The 24,459-nt window shown below is 60.9% G+C and carries 30 protein-coding genes and 1 tRNA gene; 17 read left to right on the top strand and 14 right to left on the bottom strand.

What is annotated here, in order from left to right; translation table 11 throughout:
* Positions 1-9: 9 nt before the first annotated feature.
* On the bottom strand, positions 10-903 hold the full coding sequence (locus ACNKH3_RS09845; protein ID WP_420209108.1) for a sulfite exporter TauE/SafE family protein: 894 nt from the start codon (positions 901-903) through the stop codon (positions 10-12).
* A gap of 9 nt (positions 904-912) precedes the next feature.
* Positions 913-1,089, bottom strand: coding sequence for a Trm112 family protein (locus ACNKH3_RS09850; protein WP_420209109.1), 177 nt, complete (start codon positions 1,087-1,089; stop codon positions 913-915).
* Between the two features lie 99 nt (positions 1,090-1,188).
* Between ACNKH3_RS09850 and ACNKH3_RS09855 the strand changes: the two genes are divergently transcribed.
* Positions 1,189-2,214, top strand: coding sequence for a molybdopterin-binding protein (locus ACNKH3_RS09855; RefSeq protein ID WP_420209110.1), 1,026 nt, complete (start codon positions 1,189-1,191; stop codon positions 2,212-2,214).
* Positions 2,215-2,222: 8 nt separating this feature from the next.
* Here ACNKH3_RS09855 and ACNKH3_RS09860 read toward each other — a convergent pair whose 3' ends face one another.
* On the bottom strand, positions 2,223-2,354 hold the full coding sequence (locus ACNKH3_RS09860; protein ID WP_420209111.1) for a hypothetical protein: 132 nt from the start codon (positions 2,352-2,354) through the stop codon (positions 2,223-2,225).
* A 138-nt stretch (positions 2,355-2,492) separates the two neighbouring features.
* Between ACNKH3_RS09860 and metW the strand changes: the two genes are divergently transcribed.
* Positions 2,493-3,152, top strand: coding sequence for a methionine biosynthesis protein MetW (metW, locus tag ACNKH3_RS09865; RefSeq protein WP_420209112.1), 660 nt, complete (start codon positions 2,493-2,495; stop codon positions 3,150-3,152).
* On the opposite strand, the gene ACNKH3_RS09870 is transcribed toward metW, so the two are convergent.
* Both ACNKH3_RS09870 and ACNKH3_RS09875 read right to left on the bottom strand, forming a co-directional pair.
* Complete coding sequence (locus ACNKH3_RS09870; RefSeq protein WP_420209113.1) at positions 3,149-4,633, bottom strand: methylenetetrahydrofolate reductase C-terminal domain-containing protein; 1,485 nt, start codon at positions 4,631-4,633, stop codon at positions 3,149-3,151. The two genes, metW and ACNKH3_RS09870, sit on opposite strands and share 4 nt — an antisense overlap.
* 101 nt (positions 4,634-4,734) lie before the next feature.
* Positions 4,735-4,810 (bottom strand) — tRNA-Ala (locus ACNKH3_RS09875).
* Between the two features lie 201 nt (positions 4,811-5,011).
* Here ACNKH3_RS09875 and rpmB point away from each other — a divergent pair.
* The 8 genes from rpmB to ACNKH3_RS09915 all read left to right on the top strand — a co-directional run bounded on the left by rpmB (position 5,012) and on the right by ACNKH3_RS09915 (position 12,910).
* The gene (gene rpmB, locus ACNKH3_RS09880) at positions 5,012-5,206 is read left to right on the top strand and encodes a 50S ribosomal protein L28 (protein ID WP_420209114.1); all 195 of its coding nucleotides are present in this window, start codon (positions 5,012-5,014) and stop codon (positions 5,204-5,206) included.
* 103 nt (positions 5,207-5,309) lie between these two features.
* Positions 5,310-5,561 (top strand): hypothetical protein, encoded by a 252-nt coding sequence (locus tag ACNKH3_RS09885; RefSeq protein ID WP_420209115.1) that lies wholly within the window; start codon positions 5,310-5,312, stop codon positions 5,559-5,561.
* A gap of 157 nt (positions 5,562-5,718) precedes the next feature.
* The gene (locus tag ACNKH3_RS09890) at positions 5,719-6,795 is read left to right on the top strand and encodes a M23 family metallopeptidase (RefSeq protein ID WP_420209116.1); all 1,077 of its coding nucleotides are present in this window, start codon (positions 5,719-5,721) and stop codon (positions 6,793-6,795) included.
* A 21-nt stretch (positions 6,796-6,816) separates the two neighbouring features.
* Positions 6,817-7,299 carry a bactofilin family protein gene (locus tag ACNKH3_RS09895; protein ID WP_420209117.1) on the top strand — a complete coding sequence of 161 codons (483 nt, stop codon included), beginning with the start codon at positions 6,817-6,819 and terminating at the stop codon, positions 7,297-7,299.
* Between the two features lie 147 nt (positions 7,300-7,446).
* A complete protein-coding gene (locus ACNKH3_RS09900) occupies positions 7,447-8,511 on the top strand; it encodes a type IV pilus twitching motility protein PilT (protein ID WP_417916952.1) in 1,065 nt (354 codons plus the stop codon).
* Between the two features lie 21 nt (positions 8,512-8,532).
* Complete coding sequence (locus ACNKH3_RS09905) at positions 8,533-10,455, top strand: VWA domain-containing protein (protein ID WP_420209118.1); 1,923 nt, start codon at positions 8,533-8,535, stop codon at positions 10,453-10,455.
* On the top strand, positions 10,452-12,209 hold the full coding sequence (locus ACNKH3_RS09910) for a BatD family protein (protein ID WP_420209119.1): 1,758 nt from the start codon (positions 10,452-10,454) through the stop codon (positions 12,207-12,209). The genes ACNKH3_RS09905 and ACNKH3_RS09910 overlap by 4 nt, the downstream gene beginning before the upstream one ends.
* Positions 12,206-12,910, top strand: coding sequence for a hypothetical protein (locus tag ACNKH3_RS09915; RefSeq protein ID WP_420209120.1), 705 nt, complete (start codon positions 12,206-12,208; stop codon positions 12,908-12,910). The genes ACNKH3_RS09910 and ACNKH3_RS09915 overlap by 4 nt, the downstream gene beginning before the upstream one ends.
* Here the strand turns inward: ACNKH3_RS09915 and waaF are convergent.
* Both waaF and ACNKH3_RS09925 read right to left on the bottom strand, forming a co-directional pair.
* Positions 12,861-13,895, bottom strand: coding sequence for a lipopolysaccharide heptosyltransferase II (gene waaF / locus ACNKH3_RS09920; RefSeq protein ID WP_417916186.1), 1,035 nt, complete (start codon positions 13,893-13,895; stop codon positions 12,861-12,863). The genes ACNKH3_RS09915 and waaF overlap by 50 nt on opposite strands.
* Before the next feature lie 178 nt (positions 13,896-14,073).
* Positions 14,074-14,679 (bottom strand): fibronectin type III domain-containing protein, encoded by a 606-nt coding sequence (locus ACNKH3_RS09925; RefSeq protein ID WP_417916185.1) that lies wholly within the window; start codon positions 14,677-14,679, stop codon positions 14,074-14,076.
* 638 nt (positions 14,680-15,317) lie between these two features.
* Here ACNKH3_RS09925 and ACNKH3_RS09930 point away from each other — a divergent pair.
* Genes ACNKH3_RS09930 through ACNKH3_RS09940 form a run of 3 tightly spaced genes read left to right on the top strand, consistent with a single transcriptional unit; the run spans position 15,318 to position 17,735 of the window.
* Positions 15,318-16,244: a hypothetical protein gene (locus ACNKH3_RS09930; protein ID WP_417916184.1), complete on the top strand. Its 927-nt coding sequence runs from the start codon at positions 15,318-15,320 to the stop codon at positions 16,242-16,244.
* A gap of 15 nt (positions 16,245-16,259) precedes the next feature.
* Positions 16,260-17,030, top strand: coding sequence for a hypothetical protein (locus ACNKH3_RS09935; RefSeq protein ID WP_417916183.1), 771 nt, complete (start codon positions 16,260-16,262; stop codon positions 17,028-17,030).
* A 21-nt stretch (positions 17,031-17,051) separates the two neighbouring features.
* Positions 17,052-17,735, top strand: coding sequence for a hypothetical protein (locus ACNKH3_RS09940; protein WP_417916182.1), 684 nt, complete (start codon positions 17,052-17,054; stop codon positions 17,733-17,735).
* A 95-nt stretch (positions 17,736-17,830) separates the two neighbouring features.
* Here ACNKH3_RS09940 and ACNKH3_RS09945 read toward each other — a convergent pair whose 3' ends face one another.
* Entirely contained in the window at positions 17,831-17,986 is a 156-nt protein-coding gene (locus ACNKH3_RS09945) for a hypothetical protein (RefSeq protein WP_420209121.1), read from the bottom strand.
* A 111-nt stretch (positions 17,987-18,097) separates the two neighbouring features.
* Here ACNKH3_RS09945 and ACNKH3_RS09950 point away from each other — a divergent pair, with 111 nt between their 5' ends.
* Both ACNKH3_RS09950 and ACNKH3_RS09955 read left to right on the top strand, forming a co-directional pair.
* Positions 18,098-18,313 (top strand): hypothetical protein, encoded by a 216-nt coding sequence (locus ACNKH3_RS09950; protein WP_417916181.1) that lies wholly within the window; start codon positions 18,098-18,100, stop codon positions 18,311-18,313.
* Positions 18,303-18,704, top strand: a complete 402-nt coding sequence (locus ACNKH3_RS09955) for a type II toxin-antitoxin system VapC family toxin (RefSeq protein WP_417916180.1) — start codon at positions 18,303-18,305, stop codon at positions 18,702-18,704. The genes ACNKH3_RS09950 and ACNKH3_RS09955 overlap by 11 nt, the downstream gene beginning before the upstream one ends.
* Here ACNKH3_RS09955 and vapC read toward each other — a convergent pair.
* Positions 18,698-19,105, bottom strand: a complete 408-nt coding sequence (vapC, locus tag ACNKH3_RS09960) for a type II toxin-antitoxin system tRNA(fMet)-specific endonuclease VapC (RefSeq protein WP_417916179.1) — start codon at positions 19,103-19,105, stop codon at positions 18,698-18,700. The two genes, ACNKH3_RS09955 and vapC, sit on opposite strands and share 7 nt — an antisense overlap.
* Positions 19,105-19,341 (bottom strand): type II toxin-antitoxin system VapB family antitoxin, encoded by a 237-nt coding sequence (gene vapB, locus ACNKH3_RS09965; protein WP_417916178.1) that lies wholly within the window; start codon positions 19,339-19,341, stop codon positions 19,105-19,107. Before vapB ends, vapC begins: the two co-directional genes overlap by 1 nt.
* Before the next feature lie 216 nt (positions 19,342-19,557).
* Here vapB and ACNKH3_RS09970 point away from each other — a divergent pair, with 216 nt between their 5' ends.
* Positions 19,558-19,800: a hypothetical protein gene (locus tag ACNKH3_RS09970; RefSeq protein WP_417916177.1), complete on the top strand. Its 243-nt coding sequence runs from the start codon at positions 19,558-19,560 to the stop codon at positions 19,798-19,800.
* Entirely contained in the window at positions 19,781-20,152 is a 372-nt protein-coding gene (locus ACNKH3_RS09975) for a helix-turn-helix transcriptional regulator (protein WP_417916176.1), read from the top strand. The genes ACNKH3_RS09970 and ACNKH3_RS09975 overlap by 20 nt, the downstream gene beginning before the upstream one ends.
* Positions 20,153-20,446: 294 nt before the next feature.
* On the opposite strand, the gene ACNKH3_RS09980 is transcribed toward ACNKH3_RS09975, so the two are convergent.
* From ACNKH3_RS09980 to ychF, 4 genes are all read right to left on the bottom strand, one after another.
* The gene (locus ACNKH3_RS09980; protein ID WP_417916175.1) at positions 20,447-20,707 is read right to left on the bottom strand and encodes a UPF0175 family protein; all 261 of its coding nucleotides are present in this window, start codon (positions 20,705-20,707) and stop codon (positions 20,447-20,449) included.
* An 86-nt stretch (positions 20,708-20,793) separates the two neighbouring features.
* Positions 20,794-21,918, bottom strand: a complete 1,125-nt coding sequence (locus ACNKH3_RS09985; RefSeq protein WP_420209122.1) for a S1C family serine protease — start codon at positions 21,916-21,918, stop codon at positions 20,794-20,796.
* A 6-nt stretch (positions 21,919-21,924) separates the two neighbouring features.
* Positions 21,925-23,307, bottom strand: a complete 1,383-nt coding sequence (gene mgtE, locus ACNKH3_RS09990; protein WP_420209123.1) for a magnesium transporter — start codon at positions 23,305-23,307, stop codon at positions 21,925-21,927.
* Positions 23,308-23,349: 42 nt separating this feature from the next.
* Complete coding sequence (gene ychF, locus ACNKH3_RS09995) at positions 23,350-24,447, bottom strand: redox-regulated ATPase YchF (RefSeq protein ID WP_417917232.1); 1,098 nt, start codon at positions 24,445-24,447, stop codon at positions 23,350-23,352.
* Positions 24,448-24,459: the final 12 nt, after the last annotated feature.

Consider the following 24,459-nt stretch of genomic DNA (forward strand, 5'->3'; position numbering starts at 1 on the left):
CGCTGCTTGTCAGGCGGCCAGATAGCCGCAGGCTGTGAGCAGGACGGCGGCGGCGAGCAGCAGCTTGATCAGCTTGGCGGGCATGTATTTCTGGCAGCGCGCGCCGAGATACATGCCGCAGAAGCCGCCGATGCCGAAGAGCAGGCCGAGCTGCCAGTCCGGGGCCACCGACACGCCGGGGTAAAAGCGGGCGAGCAGCTGATAGACCAGCACGCCCGCTGCGGAGGTGATGAAGGTGCCCATCAGGGCCGCGCCAGCCACGGCATGAACCGGCAGCTGGAAGAAGGTGATCATAAAGGGGGCGATGATCGCGCCGCCGCCGATGCCGTAGATGCCGCCGATAATCCCGACCAGCAGGCAGAGCAGGAATATCTTCGGCACTGAGAAGCTGTGCTGCCGCCCGGCAAAGGAGAATTCCGCCCGCTGCAAGGAGAAGCTGGAGTCAGCCACGGCGAATTCCACTGCGCCTGCCGTCGGCGCCGCCTGCTTGCGGCGGCGGAAGTCGGCCAGCAGCCTGCTGCCGACAAAGAGCAGCACCAGTCCGGCGAATAATTTGAAGGTCTTCGGATCAGGCAGATATTCCAGCCGCAGCCAAGCGCCGATCACCACGCCCGGCAAGGTGCCTATGACCACCGCTGCCGTCAGCGGCCAGACCATCCGCCGCTCGCGGGCGTACCGCCACACCCCGCTGGGAATGGCGACGATGTTGAAGAGCTGGTTGGTGCCGCTGACCGAAGGCGAGGTGTAGCCCAGCACGCTCATCTGGAAGGGCAGGAGAAGAAAAGCCCCTGACAGTCCGCCCATCGAGGCGAAGAAGGAGACGGCAAAGGCGGTCAGCGGCGGCACGAAAACCGAAGTCGTCACCCCGGAAATCGGGAAAGTGACTGTCAAAAAATCGCTCATGACTGCGGATCAGGGTTCAGGCGGCAGCGGCTTGGCCTCGTCAATGAGCATTATCGGGATATTGTCGCGAATTGCATAGACAAGGCGGCAGGCGGCGCAGACAAGGCCATCTTTGGCTGCGGTGAGCTGCACTGGCCCTTTGCACTTGGGGCAGGCGATAATGTCGAGGAGTTCCTGGCTGATCATGGTCTGTTGCAGGTTGAGTTGAGGAAGACAAGGCCGCTCTCAGTGTACCAGAAAGCGGAGCCGCTGCCAGCAGCAAAACAAAAAAGGGAAAACGGACAAATGAAGCGGCAAATACCGGTTGCGCAGGCTGTGGGCATGGTCCTGCCCCATGACATCACTGAAATCGTGCCGGGCAAGTGCAAAGGCCGGGCTTTCAAGAAAGGGCACATCATTCGCCCGGAAGACGTGGAGCGGCTGCGCTCTTTGGGCAAGGAGCATGTCTATGTGCTGGAGCTGTCGGCGGAAGAAATCCACGAGAACGAGGCCGCCTTGCTGATGGCCGCTGCTGCCGCTGGGAGCGGCACGGAATATTCCGACGATGTGCATGAGGGCAAAGTGGGCATCAAGGCCGCGCACGACGGCCTGCTGAAGATTGACAAGGAAGCCCTGCTCCGCTTCAATCTCCTCGGCGAGGTGATGTGCGCGACCTTGCACGACAACACGCCGGTGAAGCAAGGCGAGCAGGTGGCGGCCCTGCGCCTGATTCCTTTGGTCGGCGAGCGGTTACTGGTGGAGCAGGCAGCGGCAATTGCCGCCGAAGGCGCGAAGCTGGTGCGCGTGCTGCCGCTGGCGCAGGTCAAAGTCGGGCTGGTGATCACCGGCAGCGAGGTCTTTTATGGCCGGATTGAGGACAAATTTGAGGCCGTGCTGCGCGGCAAGCTGGCCGCGCTCGGTTCGGAAGTGGTTCGGGTCGGCTTTGCCCCGGACGACGCAGCCCTGATCGCGGCGGAAATCCGCCTCTGCCTGGAAGCGGGCGCGGAATTGGTCATTACTTCTGGCGGCATGTCGGTTGATCCCGACGATGTGACCCGCGCTGGCATCCGCGAGGCCGGGGCCGAGGATATCATCTATGGCACGCCGGTGCTGCCCGGCGCGATGTTCCTTTGCGGCAGAATCGGCCAGGCAGCGGTGCTCGGCCTGCCCGCCTGCGGCATGTTCCACCAGATCACGGTCTTTGATCTGGTGCTGCCGCGCATTCTCGCCGGAGAACGCCTCAGCCGCGAGGACTTCGCGGCCATGGGCCACGGCGGCCTCTGCCGCAACTGCGCCATCTGCCATTACCCGGTCTGTAATTTCGGCAAATAGCCGCTTCTTCAGGCGGCAAACAGCTCGTCCGGCACTGCGGCGGTGAAGACCTTGCTCATCCACTGCCGCAGCTGCTCCGCAGAGGCCGCCCGCACCCGCGCGCAGGTCTCCTCCGGCAGCGGCCCAAATTTTTCCTGCAAAATGAAAAATGGGCGCAAGCAAAGGCCCTCAGAAGAAAACTCAGCTGTTCAACAGATGAGATTTTTCAGCAACCATGCTTGCAGTTAATTTATTGTGCTACTGCTATAGATACCAGAACAATTTGAAGGAGCATTGCCATGCGTGAGGCGAGTGAAATGCGCTTTGACCTGCAAGTCATTTCCTCTTGGATTGAACCGGGCAGCCGCGTGCTCGATCTTGGCTGCGGGCGCGGCGACCTGCTCCTGCATTTGCAGCATGGGAAGCAGGTGCGCGGCGTGGGCATCGAGCTGGATGAGGACAAGGCGGCCTTCTGCATCAGCCAGGGTTTGTCTGTGCTGCACGGCGACTTTATCGAGGAGGTTTCCGACTACCCGGAAAACCACTTCGACTACATTGTCCTCAGTCAGACCCTACAGCAGGTTTACGATCCTGAAAAACTGCTGCAAGTGCTGCTGACAGTGGGCAGCAAAGTGATCGTCAGCTTCCCCAACTTCAGCCATTGGCGCGTGCGTCTTCAGCTGCTCCTCACAGGGGCCGCGCCGCGCAACGAGCAGTTTCCCTACGAGTGGCACAACACGCCGAACATCCGCATCATCACCCTCAAGGACTTCCGCATCTTTGTCCGCAGGATCCACGGAGTCATCCTCAGGAAAGTGGCGATCAGCAGCCACCACCACGAGACCAAGGGGGCGGTTGTCAGCCGCTTGCCCAACTGGCGCAGCACCTACGGCATCTTCATGATCGCGGGGGGAAACAGGACTGCTGGACAGGAGGGGCGCACGGAGGAGGAGGATTAATTTCCTTGGCGCAGCCTGCCGGTGAACCAGTTGACCCAGAAGGAAGTTTTCTCCAAAGCCCAGTCTTTGGGCGGCAGCGGCGGCAGGGCGGCCAGACTGCTGACTGTGGTCTGCGGATCAAGCCGCTCATAGACCCGCACCCAGAAGCAGCGGCGGTCGGGATGCACCTCGCAGAAGCCGAAGCGGCTGCCGCCGCAAGGGCCGTTCACCAGCCGTTTGGGGCAGCCTGCCTGCGGGCAGAGAAAAGCTGACCGCGCCAGCGTGCAGTCACCGCACATCCGGCAGCTGAAGAGCAGCCGTTTCACCGCCCGCTCCAGCAGAGTCAGGGCCGCTGTCCGCCGCCGCCCCTGCGCGCAGAAGCGGCAAAAATGGGCGAAGAGCCTGCCGGTCAGCAGCTGCTGGTCAAACATCAGGCGGTGGCTGAGGGCGCGGATGCGGACTGCGCCGGGCTTCCGACCTGGCTGGATCGGCCTTTCCTCCAGCCGTCCCGCTTCCCTTCGGCAGAACGTCCATGCCCCTTGGAGCGGAAAATCCACCGCCAAGTCCGGCAGCTCCGCTGCCGCATCAAAGACTTCCACCTGATCCAGCACAGTGCGGAGATCGCTGCAGCTGAGGCCGTTGCCGCCGAGATGCACGCCCTGAAAGCCCATGCGCCTGAGCCGGACGATCATGGCCGCCGCCCGCTCCAGCCGCACTTGACTGCGGCCCTGCGCCGCCTCCTGCTCCATGCGGGCCAGCAGCTCCGGCGGCAGCAGCACGCCCGGCACCTTGCCTGCGGCCATCGCCCGCGCCACCGGCAGCGAGGGGATGAAGACATTGGCCAGCACCGGCTGGCTGAGGCCGCGCCGCCGGACAAAGGTGATCAGCTCCTCGAAGCGGCCCAGCTCAAAGCCGAGCTGGCTGATGATGAAATCCGCGCCTGCCGCCGCTTTCCGCAGCAGCTGCGCGTACTGCCAGACCTGCTCGGCCTCGGTGGCCTTGAAGGGCGAAACCACGCAGCCTTTGAAGAGGCGGCGCTGCGGCTGCTCAAGACTGAGGGCGCAGCCGGGATGACGGCCTGTCTCCATGTCGCGCATCAGCTGTAGGGTCTGGATGCTGTCGAGATCGAAAACAGGCCGCGCCTGGCCGTAATAGCCCGGCTTGGGAAAATCGCCGCCCATCACCAAGAGCGAGCGCAGCCCCAGCCGCTGGTAGAGGTAGAGATGGCTGACGATCTGGCTGCGGTTTTTATCTTTGAGGGAGAAGTGAATCAGCGGCTCAATGCCGAGCTGGAGCAGCTCCGCGCCGATGGCCGCCGGAGCCAAGGCCGCGCTGCCGCCTGGATTGTCGGTGATGGACAGAGCGCTGATTCTGCCATCGGCCTTGACTTCACGGGCCAAATCCAGCAGCCGCTCCACTTTTTTGCCGCAGCAGCCTTGGCCCGGCACCAGCTCATAGGTGATGACGAATTCATGCGGACTGCCAAGGGCTGATCTGAGCATGGCTGCGCGGAGATGACGGAAAGAAGAAAATGAAGTGCTGCGGAAGAATTGCTGATGCGGGAAGACTGCGGAAAAGGCGCGGAATGAACGATGCAGGATTTTGGTGGAGCTAAGCGGGATCGAACCGCTGACCTCTTGAATGCCATTCAAGCGCTCTCCCAGCTGAGCTATAGCCCCTCCAAACGGGGGATATATTAACGCGGGCGGGACAGGCTGTCAAGAGGGAATTTGCATCCGCGATGCCGCAGCGTCGGCGGCGGTGAAAAACTGCCTGCCTCTGACCGCCCTTGGCGGAAAAGAGCTTGCATTTTCTGCCGGGGAGTTGTATCAATAACAGCTTCAACATTTCACGCCAACCCCCTGCAAGGAGAATATATCATGTCTTATCAATGTCAAATCTGCGGCAAAGGCCCAGTCACCGGCAACATCGTCAGCCATGCGCACAACAAGAGCAGACGGCGCTGGCTGCCCAACCTGCAATCTGTCCGCTCGGTCAGCTCCAGCGGCCGCACAGAGCGCATCCGGGTCTGCACCCGCTGCCTCCGCTCCGGAGCGGTGGTGAAACCGGCCTGAGCCGCGCTGGCGCAGTCTGGCTGAAGGGGGCGCGGAGAGCAGGCTTTCCGGCCCTTTTTTATTTTTGATGATCTGATTGCGGCGCAAGCCTGAGGAGGCGGCAGTGAGCGAGGAAATTCGTTTTTTGCCTTTTGACGAGGCATCCCGGCTGGTCGGGGCGATTCAGGAGGAAGAGGATGTCGAGGACCCGGACCGCCGTGTTTTCATGGTTTATTCCAAAGACGACCGCGAGCTGTGCTGGTTCGACTTTGAGGAGGTGGTCAGCGAGGTCAAGCCGGTCAAGGGCGACAAAGGCCGGGAGCAGGTGACTGAGCACATCCTGCACCGCATTCCTGACTGGGTGCTGGAGCTGTGATCTTGAGGCCGCAGCAGCGGCCTTCGGCTCTTTCCGCTGCCCCGCCGCCGACTGCGGCGGACGCTATTTTCTGTTCCCTCCCCCTGTTTTCTGCTATACTGCCAAAAACAGCCCGGCAGCCGCGCCGCCGCAGGCAGAACGCAGCCCGCACGTCTTTATGATTTTCAAAGCCTATTCCTCCATTCCCGAACGGCTTCATATCGTCATCACCGGCGAACGCGGCAGGCCCTTCTCCCTTGTCATCGAGCGTGACCGCGCCGCCGCAGTGTTCGGCGGCCTGCTCGCTCTGCTTGTCCTGCTGACCGCAGGCACCTGGCTGGGCGCGCAGTTCTTTCAGGAGCGGAACGCCTTGGAAGACACCGCAGCCAGCCAGGCCGAGGAGCTGGACCTGCTCCACGCCAATTTCGACGGCAAACTGAAGAACGAGCTGGGCATCCGGGAAAAGAAGTGGCGGCAGCTCATGGCCACGTATGAGGCGATGGTCACGCAGCTCAAGGCGGAGAAAAATGAGGCGGTCAGTCAAGCCGAAGCGCAGCTCGCCGCCCTTGTCAAATCCAGCTCGGCCAAAACCGCCGCCTTGCAGGCCGAGCTGGAGCGCGAGAAGCTGGCCAAGCGCAAGCTGCTGGAGCAGACCGCAGGCCGTCTCGACGAGCGCAGCCGGATGATCGAGACCATGATGAGCCGGATCGGCGTGGAACTCAAAGTCGGCAAAAAAAGCGGTTCCAGCGGCGGCCCCTTCCTTGCCGCCTCGTTTGACGAGAAGGCCAGCCGGAAGCTGCTGGAGCGCAGCGACCGCTACATTGAGGCCATTCAGAGGATGCCGCTGGGACGGCCTGCGCGGGGACGGATCACCAGCGGTTTCGGCAGCCGCACTGACCCCTTCAACGGTCAGCCCGCTTTCCATGCCGGAATTGACTTCCGGGGCCGCGTCGGCGATCCGATCACCGCCACCGCCGTCGGCGTGGTCAAGGAGGTCGGCTGGGACGCGGGCGGCTACGGCAACTACGTCATCATCCGGCACGGCAGCGGCTATCAGACCTTATTCGCCCACCTGAGCAAAACCTTGGTCAAAAAAGGCGGCGCGGTCAGTCAGGGCGACAAAATCGGGCTGCTCGGCAGCAGCGGCCGGTCCACCGGACCGCATCTGCATTACGAGGTTCACTACAAAGGCAAGGCGGTTGATCCGGAAAAATATCTTTCCGTCGCCGATCTTACATTCACAATGCCTATGTGACAGGCGGCGAGGAGAAAAAATATGGGCTTGTTCGGCAGCAAGGAAGAAAAAATCAGCAGCAAACCAGAACCCGCCGCCGCGCCGCTGGCGCCGCCGCCGGAGAAAAAAAACATGAGAAACGATAAAGATCCGATTGAAAGCGTGCTGGCCAAGGAAATGGTCATCAAAGGCGAGGTGGCCTTCAAGGGCAAAGCCCGCTTTGACGGCACAATCGAGGGCAACATCAGCGGCGAGTACCTGATTCTCAGCGAAACCGCCAAGGTGGTCGGCAACATCGAGGCGGCCACGCTGATCTGTCACGGCAGGGTCGAGGGCAACATCACTGCCGACATCGTCACCGTCCACGCCACCTCAGCGATTCACGGCATCCTCAAATCCGAGAGCCTGACTGTCGAGTCCGGGGCCGCGCTCGACGGCGAAGTGCACGCCAGCACGCGCAAGCAGTCCAACCCGGAACGCTCCAAAGTGCTGCTCAATCCGCCGCCGGACATGACCAAGAAGTAGCCGGAGCTGCCTGACAAAGGCTGCGCGAGGCGGAAGCGGCCCGGCAGGCCGCGCTCCGCCTTTTCTTTTGCCGCCGTCCCTGGCGGGTTCCCTTCCGCCGCAGCCTGTGGTACAGTATGCGCATGACTTCCACTTTGGAGCGTTCTCATGGCGATATTAGACAAGGTGTTCAAGGCGGCGGTTGATCTCAAGGCCTCCGACATCCACGTGCTGCCGGGCGAGCCGTTCATGGTCCGGCGTTTGGGCAAGATGATCCGGCTGAAAAGCCAGCCGCTCACCGACGCGAGCTGCCGCAAGGTGATCATGGAGATACTCACGCCGGAGCAGCAGCGCGTGCTCCGCGAGGAGATGCAGCTCGACTTCGCCCACTCGATTGAGGGGCTGGGCCGCTTCCGGGGCAGCGCGATGCTGCACAACAACGGCATGAGCTGCATCTTCCGGGTCATACCGGGCAAGATTCCCACCTTCAAGGAATTGGGCATCCCGGAAGAGGTGATGGGCCGCATTCTGGAGAACCACCAGGGCATCATCCTTGTCACCGGCGCGACCGGCCACGGCAAGACCACCACGCTGGCGGCGATGGTCGACCACATCAACAGCCACCATTCCCACCACATTCTCACGGTTGAAGACCCGATTGAGTTCATCCACCCGCTGAAAAAAGGGGCGGTGAATCAGCGCCAGCTCGGCCGCGACACCCTTGCCTACGCCAACGCCCTCAAAGGCGCCCTGCGCCAAGACCCGGACGTGATCGTCATCGGCGAGCTGCGCGATCTGGACACAATTTCGCTGGCCATTTCCGCCTCCGAGACCGGCCATTTGGTCATCGGCACGCTCTCCACCTCCAGCGCGCCGAAGACCATCGACCGGATCATCGACTCCTACCCGGCAGGCGAGCAGAACCAAGTCCGGGCGATGTTGAGCGAGTCGCTGAAGGCGGTCTTCACCCAGCGGCTCCTGCCCGGCGCGGACGGCGCGACCATGCATCTCGCGGTCGAAATCATGATCGGCAATCTGTCCATCGCCAATCTGATCAAGGACAACAAGACCTTCCAGATCCGCTCGACCATGCAGATGGGCAAGACCTCCGGCATGAAGCTGATGGACGACTCGATCATCGAACTGCTTCAGGCGGGCAAGATCACCTACCAGACCGCTTGGGCGAATGTTGACAAAAAAGAGCTGCTCAAGCCCTTCGCGCCTAAAGCTTGATCCGCTTGGTTTTCTGCCGTAATGCCCTCCTTCGCTCAACCTTTCTGGCTTCTTGTCGGCCTGCCGGTCTGCGGCGCGGCAGTTCTTTTTTTCGCACTGCGGACACGCCGCCGGAAACAGGAGCTGGCCAAGTTCGCCGCCCCGCATCTGCTGCCGCTGCTCACCGCCAACGTCTCGCAGGCCCGGCGGCGGCTGAAGCAGGCCCTTTTCGTGCTGGGGCTGGCCTGCCTCTGCGCCGCCCTTGCCCGGCCTCAGTGGGGCAGCCGCTGGGTCGAGCTGCGGCGCAAAGGCGTTGACCTGCTCATCGCTGTTGACGTGTCCAAATCCATGCTCGCTCCGGACATGAAGCCCAGCCGCCTTGAGCGGGCCAAACTGGCTGTGCGCGATTTCACCGCCAGACTGGAAGGCGGCGACCGGATCGGCCTGATGCCCTTCGCGGGCACCGCCTTCCTCCGTTTTCCGCTGACCACGGATTACGATGCCTTCAACACCGCCCTTGACTCCCTGAGCACAGAAACAGTTCCTAATGGCGGCACCAGTATCGGCCAAGTCATTGAGGACGCAGTCCGGTTTCTGGCAGGCGAGAGCAATCACAAAATTCTCATCCTGCTCACCGACGGCGAGGATTTGGACAAGAACGCGTTGCCAGCGGCGGCTCTTGCGGCGCGGGAAAAAATGCTTATTTACACGGTGGGAGTCGGCACGCCGCAGGGCGAGCTGATTCCGCTGCCGACCGGCGGTTTTGTTCAAGATGCGAGCGGGGCTTTTGTCACCTCACGGCTGGACGAGCAGACCCTGACCGCCGTGGCCGAAGCGACCGGCGGCAGCTACACGCCGCTGGGCAGCATGGGCGAGGGTTTGGACAGCGTTTATGAGCGCAAGCTGGCCTTGCTGCCCAAGAACGAGCAGGCTCCGCGCAAAAAGAGACTGCCGGTGGAACGTTTTCAATGGCCGCTGGCAGCGGCGGTGCTGCTCTTCAGCGCGGATTTTCTGCTTATAGGCCGCCGCCGCAGGCTGCGCCTGCCCCTGATTTTCACTGCCGGACGGCGGAAGAAAAAACAGCAGGAGGCAGCGGCTGCGCTGCTGCTCTGCCTTTTCGCCGCCTTGCCTGCGCGGGCTGATCAAGGCGGCGACCTTTACCGGTCAGGCAGGCACGCTGAGGCGGCGGCATGGTATCAGCAGGAGCTGGCCAAGGACAGCGGCAATCCTGTGCTGCATTTCAACTTGGGTGCCAGCCTCCATCAGCAGGGACGGCATGACGAGGCGGCGGCGGCCTTCACCAAGGCGTTGCGCAGCGACGATGTGGAGCTGCAAGGCAAGAGCTATTTCAATCGCGGCCTCAGTCTGCATCATGCGGGCGCGAAAGAGGAGCAGGCAGGCGCGCTGCCGCAGGCGGTCGAGCGGCTGAAGCAGTCCGAGCAGTCGTTCGCCGCTGCCGCCAGATTGCTGCCGGATGCCGCGAAAAAGGAGAAAGCGGCCCGCAGCCAGCGCATCGTCAAGGCCAAACGGGAGCAATTGGAGAAGCGGCTTCAGGAGCAGAAGCAGCAGAAACCGGACAGCGGCGGCGAAGAGCGGCAGCAAAAAGAACAAAATCAAGACGGCAGCGGAGACAAAAAGCCGCCGTCCTCTGGCGATGGAAAAGAGCAGCAGAACAAGCCGGACAACAAACAGCAGGAAGGCCAGCCGCCAGACGCGCCGCAGCCAGACGCAGGTGACAAAAAGACCGATGGCCAAGCTGGCAAGAAGCAGCCGCAGGTGCCGTCAGAACAAGGCGGGACTGCGCCGCCGCCTGCCGGGGAGCAGAACAGCAAGGAGGAGAGAATCATGGGCGGAATGACTCAGGAGGAGGCGCGCATTTTGCTCGACAGCCTCAAGGGCGAGCAGGGCGAACTGAATTTCATCCCGCAGGAGGCTGCCGATCCGACCGGCGGAAGGGATTGGTGAGGGCCTCGGCCAGCGCAGCGGCGCGGCTTTGCCTGCTCTGCTGCCTGTTCTGCTGGACAGCGGCGGTTTGGGCGGCGGAGATTGAGGTCACGGCGGAACTCCTCCCGGCAGCATTTGCCGTGGATCAGGAGGCGGAGCTGCGGATCACTGTCACCGGCAGCAGTTCCGCCGAGCCGGAGCTGCCCGCCGCTGCGGGGCTGCGTTTCCATTTTTTAGGCCAAAGCAGTCAGACCACTTGGATCAACAGTGTCAGATCGACCTCCGTGACCTTCAGCTTTGCCGTGCAGGCGGACCAGCCGGGCGAGCACACCATCGGCCCGGTCAAGGTCACGGCGGACGGCGTGACCAGAAGCACTCAGCCGCTGCGCTGCACAGTCGGCCCGGCGCAGGGCGGCGGTGCGGCGCAACAGGCGGACGAGGACATCGGCTTCCTGCGGATTCTGCCGGAGCAGGAACGCTTCTACGCCGGACAGTTAGTGCCGTTCACAGTCAAAGCCTATTTCCGGCCCGGCAGACGGCTGCATCTCAAAACAGATCCCCAGCTGACCGGAGAGAATTTTCTGCTGCACAGTTTGGACAAGGAGCCGACGCAGCAGCAGGAGGCGCATGAGGGCGAACTGTTCATCGTCCTCACCTGGCAGGGCGCGCTGTCAGCGGTCAAAGACGGGCCTGCCGCGCTGTCGGCGCAGGTCGAGGCCGATCTGCTGGTGCCGGAGCCTCGTTCCGGCGGCAGCCTGTTTGACGATCCTTTTTTCGGCAATTTTTTTGACCGCCACACCCGCCGGGAGATGAAATTCACCAGCCCGGAGCAGGCTGTGACCGTGCTGCCCCTGCCGTTGAAGAACCGGCCCGCCGATTTCAAAGGCGCGGTCGGCCTCTTCAGTCTGGCGGTGGCGGCCTCGCCCGCCGAGGTGCGGCTGGGCGATCCGGTCACGCTGAAAATGAAGATCGCGGGCAAGGGCAACTTTGACCGGGTGCAGACTCCGGATCTGAGCGACAGCGCGGGTTGGAAAGTCTATCCGGCCTCGGCCCGCCTGCGCGAGCTGCCCGGCGGCAAGGGCGAGAAGAGCTTTGAGCAGGCGGTTGTGCCGGTCAGCCCCGGACTGACCGCTGTGCCGCCGCTGCGTTTCTCCTTTTTCGATCCGGCTGCCGGGGATTACGTCACCCTGACCAGCGAGCCGGTGCCTTTGCGCCTTCAGCAGGCTGACAAGCCGAACGAGCTGCCGCCGCCCGTCCAGCCCCCGCCGCTGAAGCGGAAATCCCCTGCCGCGCCAAAGCTGAACAAGCACGTGGTGCTGGCCGACGAGCTGGTTTGGCAGATTGAGCCGCTCTACAGCCGGAGCTGGTTTCGGCTGCTGCTGGCCGGAGCAGGCGGCTGTCTGGCTGCCGGGCTGCTGCTCGACCTGCGCCGTCGGCATGAGGAGAGCTGTCCCGGCCTTGTCCTTCGCAGGCAGGCGGAACGGCGGCTGGCCCGGCTTTTCCGGGAGATGCGGCAAGCCGCCGCCGCGTCGGAGCAGGAGCGGTTCCGCCGGAGCTGCCAAGAGGCGGTGCGGGTCTGGGCGGGCGCGGCTTGGGGACGTGCGCCGGAAGCGATAACCGCCGCTGATTTACAGGAGCGGCTGCCTGCGGACTCGCCCCTGCTGGCGCTTTTCGCCCGGCTGGAGCGAAGCGGCTACGCTGGCGAGCCGCTGGATCGGGCCGAGATAGAAGCCATGCTGCGCACCGCCCGGCAGGAGCTGGCCAAGCTGGCATGAGATATTTTCAGCGCATTCTTGCGGGAGCGGCTTTGGCCCTGCTGCTGGCCGGGCCTGCCGCTGCTCATCTGAGTCAGGCTGCTCCGGCGCAGGAGAGTTCCGCCGAGCAGCTGGCCAATCTCGCGGAACACCACGCCGCTGCCGGAGAGACCGGGCTGGCCGTGCTGCATTATGAGCGCGCCCTGCTGCTGGCTCCCGGACGAGCGGAGCTGCGGGCCGGTCTGCGTCAGCTCCGCCACGACAAGGGCCTGCTGCGCAACCAGCCGCTGCCGGAGCGGCTGGCCGGGCTGCTGGGTGCGGATCAGTGGCTGCTGCTCTCCGGCGCGGCCTTCGCCCTCCTCAGCCTGACCACGCTGGCTGCCGGACTGCTGGGCCGGAAACGCCTGCCGTGGGCCTGCCGCTGCAACGCCGCCCTGCTTGCCGCCGCGCTGCTGCCGCTGCCTGCGGCTTGGCTGCGCTATCAGCACTGGCAGGACGGGGTCGTGCTGGCTGAGGCCAGTCTGCTGCTCTCCCCATTTGCCGGGGCAGAGCCGGTCGGCAATGTCAAAGAGGGCGAGCTGGTCCGCCCGGCCAAGGAGCATGGCGGCTATGTGCTGGTGCAGGCCGAGAGCGGCGGACGCGGCTGGCTGAAGCAGGACGGTTTCCAGCAGATCACCGGGCCAGTAGCTGCAAAGCCGCCTGCGCCGTCTCCTCCACGCTGACCAATTCCATGCAGCGGAGATGCCCCTGCGGGCAATGGGTTTTCAGGCAGGGGCTGCACGGCAGCGGGTGGCGGATGACCGCCGCCCGCTGGGAGAACGGGCCGGTGGCGATGTGGTCGGTGGAGCCGAAGACCGCTGCCAAGGGCGTGTTCAGGGCGGCGGCCACGTGCATCAGGCCGGAGTCGTTGGTGACAAAGACATCGCAGCGGGCGATGCAGGCCGCCGCTTCGGCCAGCGAGGTTCTGCCTGTCAGATCCAGTGCCTGCCCCTGCACGGCGGCAGATATCTCCGCCGCCGCCGCCTGATCGGCCTTGGTGCCGAAGACCACGATCAGCCCGCCTGTCGCCGCCGCCAGCCGGGCGGCCAGCTCGGCGTATTTCGCGCTGGGCCAGCGTTTGGCCGGGCCGTAGGCCGCGCCCGGATTGAGGCCGATGACCGGTCTCGGCCTGCCGCCGCCCTGTCCCAGCAGCTTCGCCGCTGTCCCCGCCGCCGCCGGACTGAGAAACAGCTCCAGCTTGTCCGGGCCGCGCCGCAGCCCCAATCCTGCCAGCATTTCCTGATAATATGCAACCTGATGCCTGCTGCCGATGTCCGGGGCTTTCCGCACGCCGTGCGTCAGCAGCAGGCCCCGTCCGTCAGTGGTGTAGCCCGCCCGCGCCGGAATGCGCGCCAGCCAGGTGATCAGCGCGGCTTCAAAGGCGTTTTGCAGGAGAATGGCAAGATCAAAATGCTCCGCCCCCAGCTCGGCGGCAAGACGGAGCCTGCCCCGCAGCCCGCGATGCCGCCCTTGTTTGTCATAGAGAACGATGCGGTCAAGATGCGGGCAGGCGGCGAAGACATCCGCCACCCACGGCAGGGCCAGCAGGGTGATGCGGGCTTCAGGAAAGTTTCTGCGGATGGTGCGCAGCGCGGGCGTGGTCATCACCGCGTCGCCGATCCAGTTGGTGGAGCGGACGAGGACATTGCGAGGGGCGCAGGGAAACATGAGTTCTTCCGTGTATTAAAAAAATGGCGCAGGAGCCTGCATGTACCAGCCCGGCATGTGACACCATGCTGTCACATGCCGGGCCGTCGCTGGCTTGCGTCAGATCGCCTCCAGCGTCACGGTCACTTCCACCTGCCGTTCATCGCGGAGCAGGGTCAGGGAAACAGCCGTCCGCCGCTCAGAGCACCGCCGCCACCGTGTTGCTCGGCCCGCTTTCGCCCGCCTTGTTGACCGCAATCACGCGGTACTCCCACTCTTTGCCGCGCTCCTGACTGTTGAGGGTGATTTCAGCTTCCAAGGCTGTGCCGACCATCGCCCATTCGCCGCCCGCAGCTTTGCGCCGCTCGACCCGGTAAAAGGCCGCCTTGCCGCCGTCCGGGGATTTCTTCCAGTCCAAAGTCAGCCAGCCCGGCCCTTCTTTGGCTGCCTCAAAGGAGCGCGGCTGGCCCGGAGCTTGCAGCGGGGTCGGCTCCGCCCTGCCGCTCCAGCCCAAAGCGGCCAGTTTGGCATCATTGCCGCTCACCGCGTCTTCCGCATAGCTGAGAACGCTTTTTGCCGCCGAAACCATCTCATCAATCCCGCCCTGCTTGGCCTCGGTGGCCTGTTGAGCTGCGGCTTGAGTTGCAACTTGGCTGTCTTCCAGAGCGGTCACGTTGTCCAAGAAGGCTTGCAGCTGCGCCGGGGTGAACGGCGGATTGGGAAAGTCGGGGTTGCCAGTCAAACCGGCGATAATATTCTGCACCAACGTCCTGATGTCCGCTTCTCGCTTGGGAAAACGTGCCATGATTGCCTCCTGCGCTGTTTTTGCTGGATGTATTTCAAGCTGCAACGCCGTGTTTGCAGCCGCAAATGCCTTTGGGAATGCTTGCAGTGCCGTGCTTCACACTTGCTCCGGCTCGCGGAACACTTGAAATGTCACGTTGAATGCGTTCCGAAAGGCTCGGCAAGCGTGACATGCCGCGCCGCATGTTTGCTTTGCCTCACGGAAAGCGTGACACGTCACGTTGCAAGCGTGAAATGCCGCATGTGACGTGTGCCCTGCGCCGGGGAAAGCGTTCCGCGCCATAAGTGAAGCGTGACGTGCCGCATGGAATGCTTTCTCCACCGCGCAGGAAGCAGCACAGGGCGCATTATCAACATGCCATGCCGCATGACAGGCTGCGCCTGCGCTGCGGCAAGTTTGCAGCGAGGGGTTTGCGCCCGTCTTTATAACTGCGCAGCATGAGCGTGAAACTGCCTGAACACGCATGGTAAAAAGCGTGGCGTTTTTTGTCAACAGGAAAGATGGGCGGAACAGGAGGCGACCTTGGATTATTTTCCAACCGGGCGAAGTATTTTCTTGACAAGTACCACGGGGGGGGGTAACATCTCACCTTAATCTAACGAATTTTACGCTCATAAAAGTTCAACGAGGAGCAAGCCATGAAGCTGACGAAAAGAGTGATGATAGTCCCGGTTGCCAGCTTATTGCTGCTGAGTGGGTGTGCCAAACCTTCTGCCTATAAAGACCCAATCAGCAAGTTTCAGACGGCAACGGCTGTTGTCACTGAAGGCACCAGAAATGAATATTATGCTGTCAACAAGAGGGAGCGCGATGCCCTTATTGACAGACACATTGCGGAAGGAAAAAAGATTGACCTTCTGCTCCTGAATGAGACCCGCCTCATAGAGGATAATGATTTTTCCGCCCGCATGGATGCGCTGTATGCTTTGAAAAAACACGGTGAGCTGCTCTTTAAACTGGCAAACAGTGCTGCGCCCGATGAAGCTAAACAAGCTGTGAACTCACTTGATGATGCGCTGCTGAAGCTGTCATCTTCTCTTAAACAAGCACCTTCCAGCGATTTTAAAACAAAAGCCGGAGCCTTTGCAACTATTGCCGGTGAAGTGACCAATCTTGTGCTGAATGCCAAGGTTGAAGAAGCACTGAAAAAAGCAATCCTTCTGTCCGAGAAGGATGTGTCGTCATTAATAGCATTACTCAAAGATGATATGGCTGCAATCCGCGCACGCCAGAAGTCCACGCTGTCTCAGGCCCGTGTGCTGGCAACGGATGAATACAATCAAGAGCTGAAGAAGACTGATAAGGAGGGGAAGCCTGCTTATGATCCAAATAAGCTGAAAGCGGCTGCGGAAAAAATAAAAGAAGCTGAAGACGTTTGGGAGAACTTAGCGTTTTTGCCAGGGCCTGGTTTCAAGGAGATGAACGACGCGCACCAGAAATTAGTCAGCTATGCCAAAAAAGATCGCAAATCTCCTGAAGATTTAGCTGAACTTGTGGCGGCAATGGAGGCATTCTCGGAACAAGCGAAGATAATCGCTGATGCAATCAAAGATATTCAGCAGTAAAAGGAGGTTCAAATCATGTCTGATGTAATCACCCAGCAAGACGCTATTCGGATCACGGGCACGATAATCGCCAAATTGGATGAGCTTCGTTCCAGTGTTGATAGTGGCACCGCTGAAAGGAAGCAGTTGGATGTCACTCGTGATGCTCTTGATGCCTGTCAACGCAAAATAGTTGAGGGCATAATAGATGCCAATACTGAAAAGTTCAAAAGTCATGCAGCATCGCTGCAAGAAATCAACGATGAACTGCTCACGACGATTGGCGATGTGACCAAGATTGCTGAGACATTGCAGAATCTGGTCAAATTTGTTGAGGTGGTTGGCGAGATTGCCAGCCTCGTTTCCAGCGTGGCGGCTCCTTCCCCTGCTCCTCTTTTTGCTGCCGCCATGAAGGCAAAATCGGCTGCATCTTCAGCGAAATTTGCGTATATTAAAGCAGGAACAGATGAAATGCCGACAGAATTTTTCACCGAGGATAAAACATCCCTTCTCCCTGTTGAGGAGGTTCTGCACGGAGTTGAACTGACACCAGAGAAGCTGATTATTACTGTTGCAACCGGAGGCTGCACAGGGGAAGACAGCTTCTATGTTGATGTCAACAAAGGGTTCACAGGCCAGCCGCCATACTTGGTGACTGTCTATCGAATTAAGTCTGACAACTGCAAAGGTGCCTTTGAACCAATGCAGGTTGCTTTTTCACGAGAGAAACTGGGATTGGACGGCCTTGTTGAGTTCGTTCTCCGCAACAAGATAGGCAACACATCCCAGCATCGGCTGGATATATAACTATCACCACAAGAGGGCTGCATGAAAACAAACACTGCTTGCTTGAATCTGATTGACGCTGACCTTGACAACGCAGGCGGCAACACCACGCTGCATGTCCTCGCCTGCGCCCCCACATTGGGCTGGCGGGATGTTTCGCTGTCCAGCATGGTGTACGCCCTGCCGCCGGTGGACGGCATCCAAGTGTCCGTCATGCCGCCGGTCGATGGCATCCAAGATTTCATTCTGCATGGCCAAGCCCCTTCGCCTTCCTGCTCTGTCGCCACCGCCATTGAAACCTTCCAGCTTTCTGCTCCGGTTCCTCAAGCAGAGTGGCTGCAAGGCATTCGGATCAGCACCAGATGCGGCGAATCCTTGCAATCCTTGCTGACCATCAGAACGCCGACACTGAAACAGAAACCCATTGGCGATGATTTTATCACTATTGAGTCTGCTGGCCTGAAAGGCGACAAGCTGATCATTGACGTGCGCTACGGCGGGGGCTGCGCACCTCATACATTCCAACTGGACTGGGATGGCATGTTCCTTAAATCAAAGCCAATGCAGGTTGTGCTACGTCTGTCCCACAATGCCAACGACGATCCCTGCAAGGCCATACTCAGTGAGCGGCTCCAGTTTGACCTGTCAGCGATCATTAAAAATCCAAGCCAATACGTTCTGCGCGTCACCAGCGGACTGACTGAAGTTGTCGCGCATCGCCCCTGATCCTTTCTTTGCCCAGCAAGAGCAAAGCTGATTTAAGGGCGGGGGCAATACCCCTGCCCTTTGCTGTCTAAAGTAGCCTACTGCGAACCGCTTGACTATTTCCTTACCGTCTTGCTCATCGCTTGGTTCAGCGGCATCCAGTGGGTGCTTATGTGCTGGGTGATGGCAAAGGCGGGGAAGTGAAAGTGAAAGGCAGCCTTCTCCAAGAAGAAGATGCAGGACGAAAAACCTTTGCCTCTGCGACCAGCCATGCTACAATGGAGGCATGACCGCCGCAGGTTGGGATCCGCAAGGCAAAGCCAACCTGCCTTGTGTCAGGGTTCGTTCCTCACTCCGATCTGCGTTCTGTGCCGACAGCCACTATGGAAATCCTTGAACTCACAACCACCGTCAACGCTTCAGGCCGCATCTGCCTCGACATTCCCACCCGGCTTGCTCCGGGAGAGGTGCAGGTTGTGCTGGTGCTGAATCCTACGGCTATCCCTCGCCAGCAGTATGATTTCTCTGATCTGGCCGGGCGGCTGACATGGAAAGGCGATGCGGCGGCAATGCAGAGGAGCCTGCGGGATGAGTGGTGAACGCTGTCTGTTAGACACCAACGCCATAGTTGCCCTGCTGCAAGGCGATGTCCGGCTTATCCAACTCCTCCGGCAGGCTGAATGGATTGGCATTTCAGTGATCAGCCGGATTGAGTTCCTTGCCTTCTCCGGCCTGACCGAAGCAGACCACCAGCTTTTTCAGCACTTCCTTCAGCGCGTGGAGGTGCTTGGCCTTGCTGCCGAGGATGCGGCCTTGATTGAGAAGATCATCGCAGTGCGTCAACAGCATCGCTTGAAACTGCCAGATGCGGTCATTGCGGCAATGGCGATGCAGAAGGGTGCGGCTTTAGTCACGGCTGACCGTGAATTTGCAAAGATAACTGCTTTAACCGTTATCAACTGGAATGACAGGGATTCAGTTGTTCACTGAGATGCTGCCCAGTTTTCAAGGCGAAGCCCTTGCACTCGGATGAACTCTTTGAGATTGTTCGTCACCAGAATCAGGCCCAGCGATCTGGCATGACCGGCGATCATCATGTCATACGGGCCAATGGGCTGACCAGCGCGGCGCAGCTCTGCCCGCACCTGACCGAAATGACTGGCGGCCCTGTTATCGAACGGCAGCACCTCAAGCCGCGCGGCCATCGCTTCCATATCCGCAAGATTGCGCTCCGGCTGCTGCGAGCATTCCGCGCCGTAGATCAGCTCGCCAAGCGTTACCGAGGAAATGCACATCTGCCCCTGATGCTGCTTGAAATGCTGCCTGACCTGCTCTGGGCGATTCTTCATGGTGTAAATCACCATGTTGGTGTCAAGCATGTATTTCAGCATCACAGCATCTCCCGCTCCTGATCCTCCGGCTGCTCGCGCTGCTCCATAAAATCGCTGGAGCAGCCCTGCGCGTCAAACCAATCATCCCACGACTGATCAGCCGGAGCGATAATCAGTCTGCCGCCGACAGCGATGATTTCCACTTCTTTGATGGAATCAGGAAAAGCAACAGCTTTCGGCAGACGGACAGCCTGACTTCTGTTGCTGGTGAAGATTTTGGTGCGGGCGCAAATCATTAGACTTCCTCCTTGTGAGCATTGCGGGTTCAGCTTCACTTTGCAGTATAGCGCATGATAGGGATATGTCAACTGGATATGCCTCCGCACCCCATCCAGTGGGTGCTCGTATGCTGGGTTATGGCCAAGGCGGGGAAGTGACTGTCCCTTTCGCATTCGCACCCCATTCCTCACGTTCGGCTTGCCTTGTAATCAAAAATTGCATACAGTGAATGTATGCCCTGCAAAGTCCTCGTCAAAAAGAGCGTCCTGAAGAACATCGCCAAGCTGGCAGTGCTGATTGACGACCTGAAAGACGGCGGCCCTGTGGCGCACCGCTGGCCGAACTACAGCAAGCTCTCCGAAGACAGATACCACTGCCACCTTGCCCGCAAATGGGTGGCCTGCTGGCGCATGGAAGAAGGAACCATAGAGATTGAGGTGTATTATGCAGGCTCTCGTGAAAACGCCCCGTACTGACATCCGCATCCAAGGAGAGATTCCGCCCCGCCTGCTTGACGTGCTGCGGAGCGAATACGGCAGCAGGCTGAAACTCTCGGAAGATGATGATGAATGCGTCGAGGTGACGGAAACCAAATGGTACAAGGAAACGAAAGCCGCCGCCTCTCCCGGCGATGTCATGCGCATCTACCGGGAGAATCAGCAAATGACGCAGGCCCAGCTTGGCGAACGGCTGGGCGGTGTTCCAAGGCAGCTTGTCTCCAATATGGAGCGCGGCAGGCGGGCGATAAGTCTGGCGACGGCCAAGAAACTCGCTGTCATCTTCGATGTTCCGGTTGCCCGCTTTCTTGATCTGAGGACAGACAACTGAGCGGCAAACGGTTTTTCCTCAGTCATAGCCGGTTCAGCGGCATCCAGCAGGTGCTTATATTTTCCGTAATCCATCAATGGAGTCAGGGCGTTCATTCCTGTGACAGAACGCACCCTTTTCTTGAAGAAGCTGCGCATCCTTCCGTAGAAACTGACCGTTCTGTCCAGCGTGATCTCCTCCCAGACCGCATTTGGAATAGCTGCATCATCAAACAGCACATGCAGCAGCTCAAGCTGATCAAGCACAGCCAGCGAAAAGATTGCTCCAGAGTCGGCAATGACCAGTCCATTCTTCTTACTGGAGCTTGCCGATGTCATCCATCACCTCATCCGCTGTCAAGTTCGACACTGGAACATTGTCTTCCGCCAGCGCAGTCTCAAAATGCAACCGTGAGAGTCCGGCAATCTGCGCTGCCTTGCCAACAGTGAGCTTCTGCGCTTTGTAGAGCTGAACCGCCAAGGCGAGCTTGATGCGCTGGACAAGCTGATTCTCGGTCTCATTCAAGGCAAGCAGAATGTCGGCAGGAAAGTCCAAAGATATTCGTTGCGTGTTCATGATGGTGTCATAGAGAAGAGATCAGATCGAACTGCCTAGTGCAGCGGTCGGCCAGACCGTCGGCCCCCGGAAATTTGTTCATACTGTCACATCGCCTCCAGCGTCACAGTCACTTCCACCTGCCGTTCATCGCGGAGCAGGGTCAGCGTGACGGCCTCTCCGGCCTGATGTTTCTCCAGCTCGTCGCGGAGCTGGTTCCAGTCAGTCACTGGCCTGCCGTTGACCGCGACGATGAGGTCGCCGAGGATCAGGCCGCCGCGCACCTGGCTGGTGCCGCGCAGGCCCGCTTTCTCCGCCGAGGAGCCTGGCTCGGCCTTGAGCACCAGCACCCCCTCCAAGCCCAGCTCCTCGACCACCCGCTGATTGACAACGCTGATGCCGAGGCCGGGCCGCACCAGCCTGCCGTGACGGATGATCTGCGGCACCACGCGGTTGACCTCGTGGACAGGCACGGCGAAACCCACCCCGGAGCTGCCGCCGGACGGGCTGTAAATGGCCGTGTTCACGCCGATCAGCCGGGCCGCGCTGTCCAAGAGCGGGCCGCCGGAATTGCCGGGATTGATGGCCGCGTCGGTCTGAATGACGTTGTGGATGGTGCGGTTGGTCACGGATTTGATCTCCCGGCCTAAGGCGCTGACCACGCCGGTGGTCAGGGTCTGATCAAGGCCGAAGGGATTGCCGATGGCGAAGACCTTCTGGCCGACCTGCAAGTTCTCGGACTCGCCGACCATGATCGGACGCAGCTTCTCCGCAGGCGCGGCGATTTGCAGCACGGCCAGATCGCGGTCAGGGGCCGCGCCGATCAAGGCCGCCTTCCACGTCGAATGATCAGCCAGCGTGACCTCAATTCGGCTGGCATCGGAGATCACGTGGTAGTTGGTGACAATCCGGCCCTGCTGGTCCCAGATGAAGCCGGACCCGGTGCCCTGCGGGATCTCGTAGATGTTGAGGCTGAACAGACCGCGCCGCACCTCAATGGAGGTGATGAAGACCACCGAAGGCGAGGCGGTCTTGAAAACCTCGATGGTGTTTTGTTCGTCCGCGCCAAGATCGCTCCTCGGCGTGACCGGGCGGGATTCGGCGGTGCGATCAAGCCGCCCGACCTCGGCGGGACGGAAGGTGTGCCAAGCCAGATACAGGACGGCCAAGGCCAGCAGCAGGCCGACCGGGCCTCGGCCAGCTCGGCCATCAGTGCCGCGTAAAAAGCGCATGATCGATCAGAGATGAAGCAGGTATTTGGCCACCGAGAAATACAGAGTGATGCCGAGCACGTCGATGGAGGTGGTGATGAACGGGCCAGTGGCGATGGCCGCATCCACCTGAAAGCGTTTGAGCAGGATGGGCACGGCAGTGCCGAGGCTGGCGGCCATGATCATGACTGCGCAGACCGAGATGCCGACCACTGCGCCGAGATAGGCCGGGCTGCTGTACTGAAAGGAGGCGGCGAGGCCGAGCAGCGTGCCGAAGAGCAGGCCGAGCACCACGCCGACCACGCCCTCGCGGCCCACGATCTGGGCGAACTGGGCCATGCTCACCCGGCCTGTGGCCATGCCCCGGACAATGATCGTGCTGGACTGAGTGGCGATGTTGCCGCCCATGCCCGCGATGATCGGCATGAAGGAGGCCAGCGCCAGCACCTGCTGCAATTCTTTGCCAAAGCTGTTGATGATGAACATCGCCGCCACGCCGCCGATCCACGAAGCGAAGAGCCACGGGGCGCGGAGCATGATCTTCTGGTGCAGGGGCTTGAGCAGGATTTCATTGTCCTTGCCCGCGCCTGCCATTTGCAGGAAGTCCTCGGTGGCCTCCTCGCGGATGACATCAATCACGTCGTCCACGGTGACAATACCCACCAGCTTGTACGAGGCATCTACAACCGGAACAGCGAGCAGGTTGTATTGCGAGACCATGTGCGCCACCTCGCTCTGGCTGGTGTCGGTGGTCACGGAGATCACGCTGGCGTTCATGATGTTCTTGAGCTGGCGGTGGGCGGGATGCAGAAGCAGCTCGCGCAGGGAAAGCACGCCAGCCAGCTGGCCGTCGCCGTAGGTGATGTAGAGGTAGAAGACCATCTCCTTGTCCTCGCTCCGCTTCTGCACCCGCCGGATTGCCTCCTCCACGGTCAGCTCCTCGTCCAGATACATGAAGTCCGGCGACATGATCCCGCCTGCGGTGGAGGGGTCGTACTTGAGCAGCTCCTCCACCTCGTCGCGGTCGTCGCCCTTCATGCAGGTCTGGACAGCGGCGGCCAGCTCGTCCGGGATCGCCTCCAGCAGGTCTGCCGCGTCGTCCGGGGCCATTTTCCCGACCACCTCGGCCAGATAGACCGGGGTGAGATCCGCCACCAGCTCCAACAGGATGGAGTCGTCCAGCTCGCTGAAGAACTCGGCCACCAGCTCGGTGCCCGCGATGATCTCGAAGATGAACTTGCGCTCCGCCGGAGTCAGCGAGCGGAAGACCCAGGCCAGATCCGCCGGGTGGGTCTTCAGCACCAGCCGGAGGATGTTTTCTGTCGCGCTCCGGCGGTGCAGGCGGCGCAGGGTGTCCAAGAGCACCTTGCCCTCAAAGCCGATCATTTCGCGTTTCGCTGTTTTTTCCATATCCCTCGCCCTTTTTCCGGCGCGCCGCGCCCCGGCCTTTACTCAGACATTGAAACGGAACAAGATGCAGTCGCCGTCTTTGACCACATAATCTTTGCCCTCCGAGCGCAGCAGGCCCTTGTCGCGGGCCGCCGCTTCGGAGCCGCAGGCCACGTAGTCGTCATAAGCGATCACTTCCGCCCGGATGAAGCCGCGCTCGAAATCAGTATGAATTTTGCCCGCCGCGCCGGGAGCGGCAGTGCCTTTGGTGATCGTCCACGCCCGTGTCTCCTTCTCGCCCACCGTGAAGTAGGTGATCAGGCCAAGCAGCTCATAACCGGCGCGGATCAGGCGGTGCAGGCCCGGCTCCTCCAAGCCCATGTCGGCAAGGAATTCCTTCTGTTCTGCCGCATCTAACTGGCTCAGTTCCTGTTCAATCGCCCCGGCGATCATAATCACCGAAGCCCCTTCCTGCGCCGCCAAAGCCTTCAGCTTCTCCACGTGCGCATTGCCTGCGGCGATGTCCGCCTCGCTGACATTGGCCACGTAGAGCACCGGCTTGGCGGTGAGCAGGCAGAGTTCCCGCAGCAACTCCTGCTGCGGCTCGCTTCCCGCTGCGACAGTGCGGGCAGGCAGGCCCTTGTCCAACGCGGCCTGGAGCTGCTCAAGGAACGCTGCTTCCTCGATAAACTTCCTGTCGCCGGACTTGGCCTGGCTCTGCGTCTTCTTCAGCCGCTTGCTCACGCTGTCCAGATCGGCCAGCACTAATTCCATCGAGATCACTTCCACGTCACGGATCGGATCCACCGAGCCGTCCACATGGACGATGTTCTCGTCCTCAAAGCAGCGGACGACATGCAGCACTGCGTCCACCTGCCGGATATGGCCGAGAAACTGATTGCCCAGCCCTTCGCCCTGCGAGGCTCCCTTGACCAGCCCGGCGATATCGACGAACTCCATCTGCGCGGGCACGGTCTTGCGCGTCTTGGCCAAGGCGGAGAGGATGTCCAACCGCTTGTCCGGCACCGGCACCACGCCGACGTTCGGCTCGATGGTGCAGAAAGGATAATTTTCCGCCGCGATGGCCGCTGCGGTCAAGGCATTGAAGATAGTCGATTTTCCCACGTTGGGCAGGCCGACAATGCCGCACTGAAAACCCATGATCGCCTCATT

This window comes from Candidatus Electronema sp. JC (assembly GCF_048287365.2).
GTDB lineage: Bacteria > Desulfobacterota > Desulfobulbia > Desulfobulbales > Desulfobulbaceae > Electronema.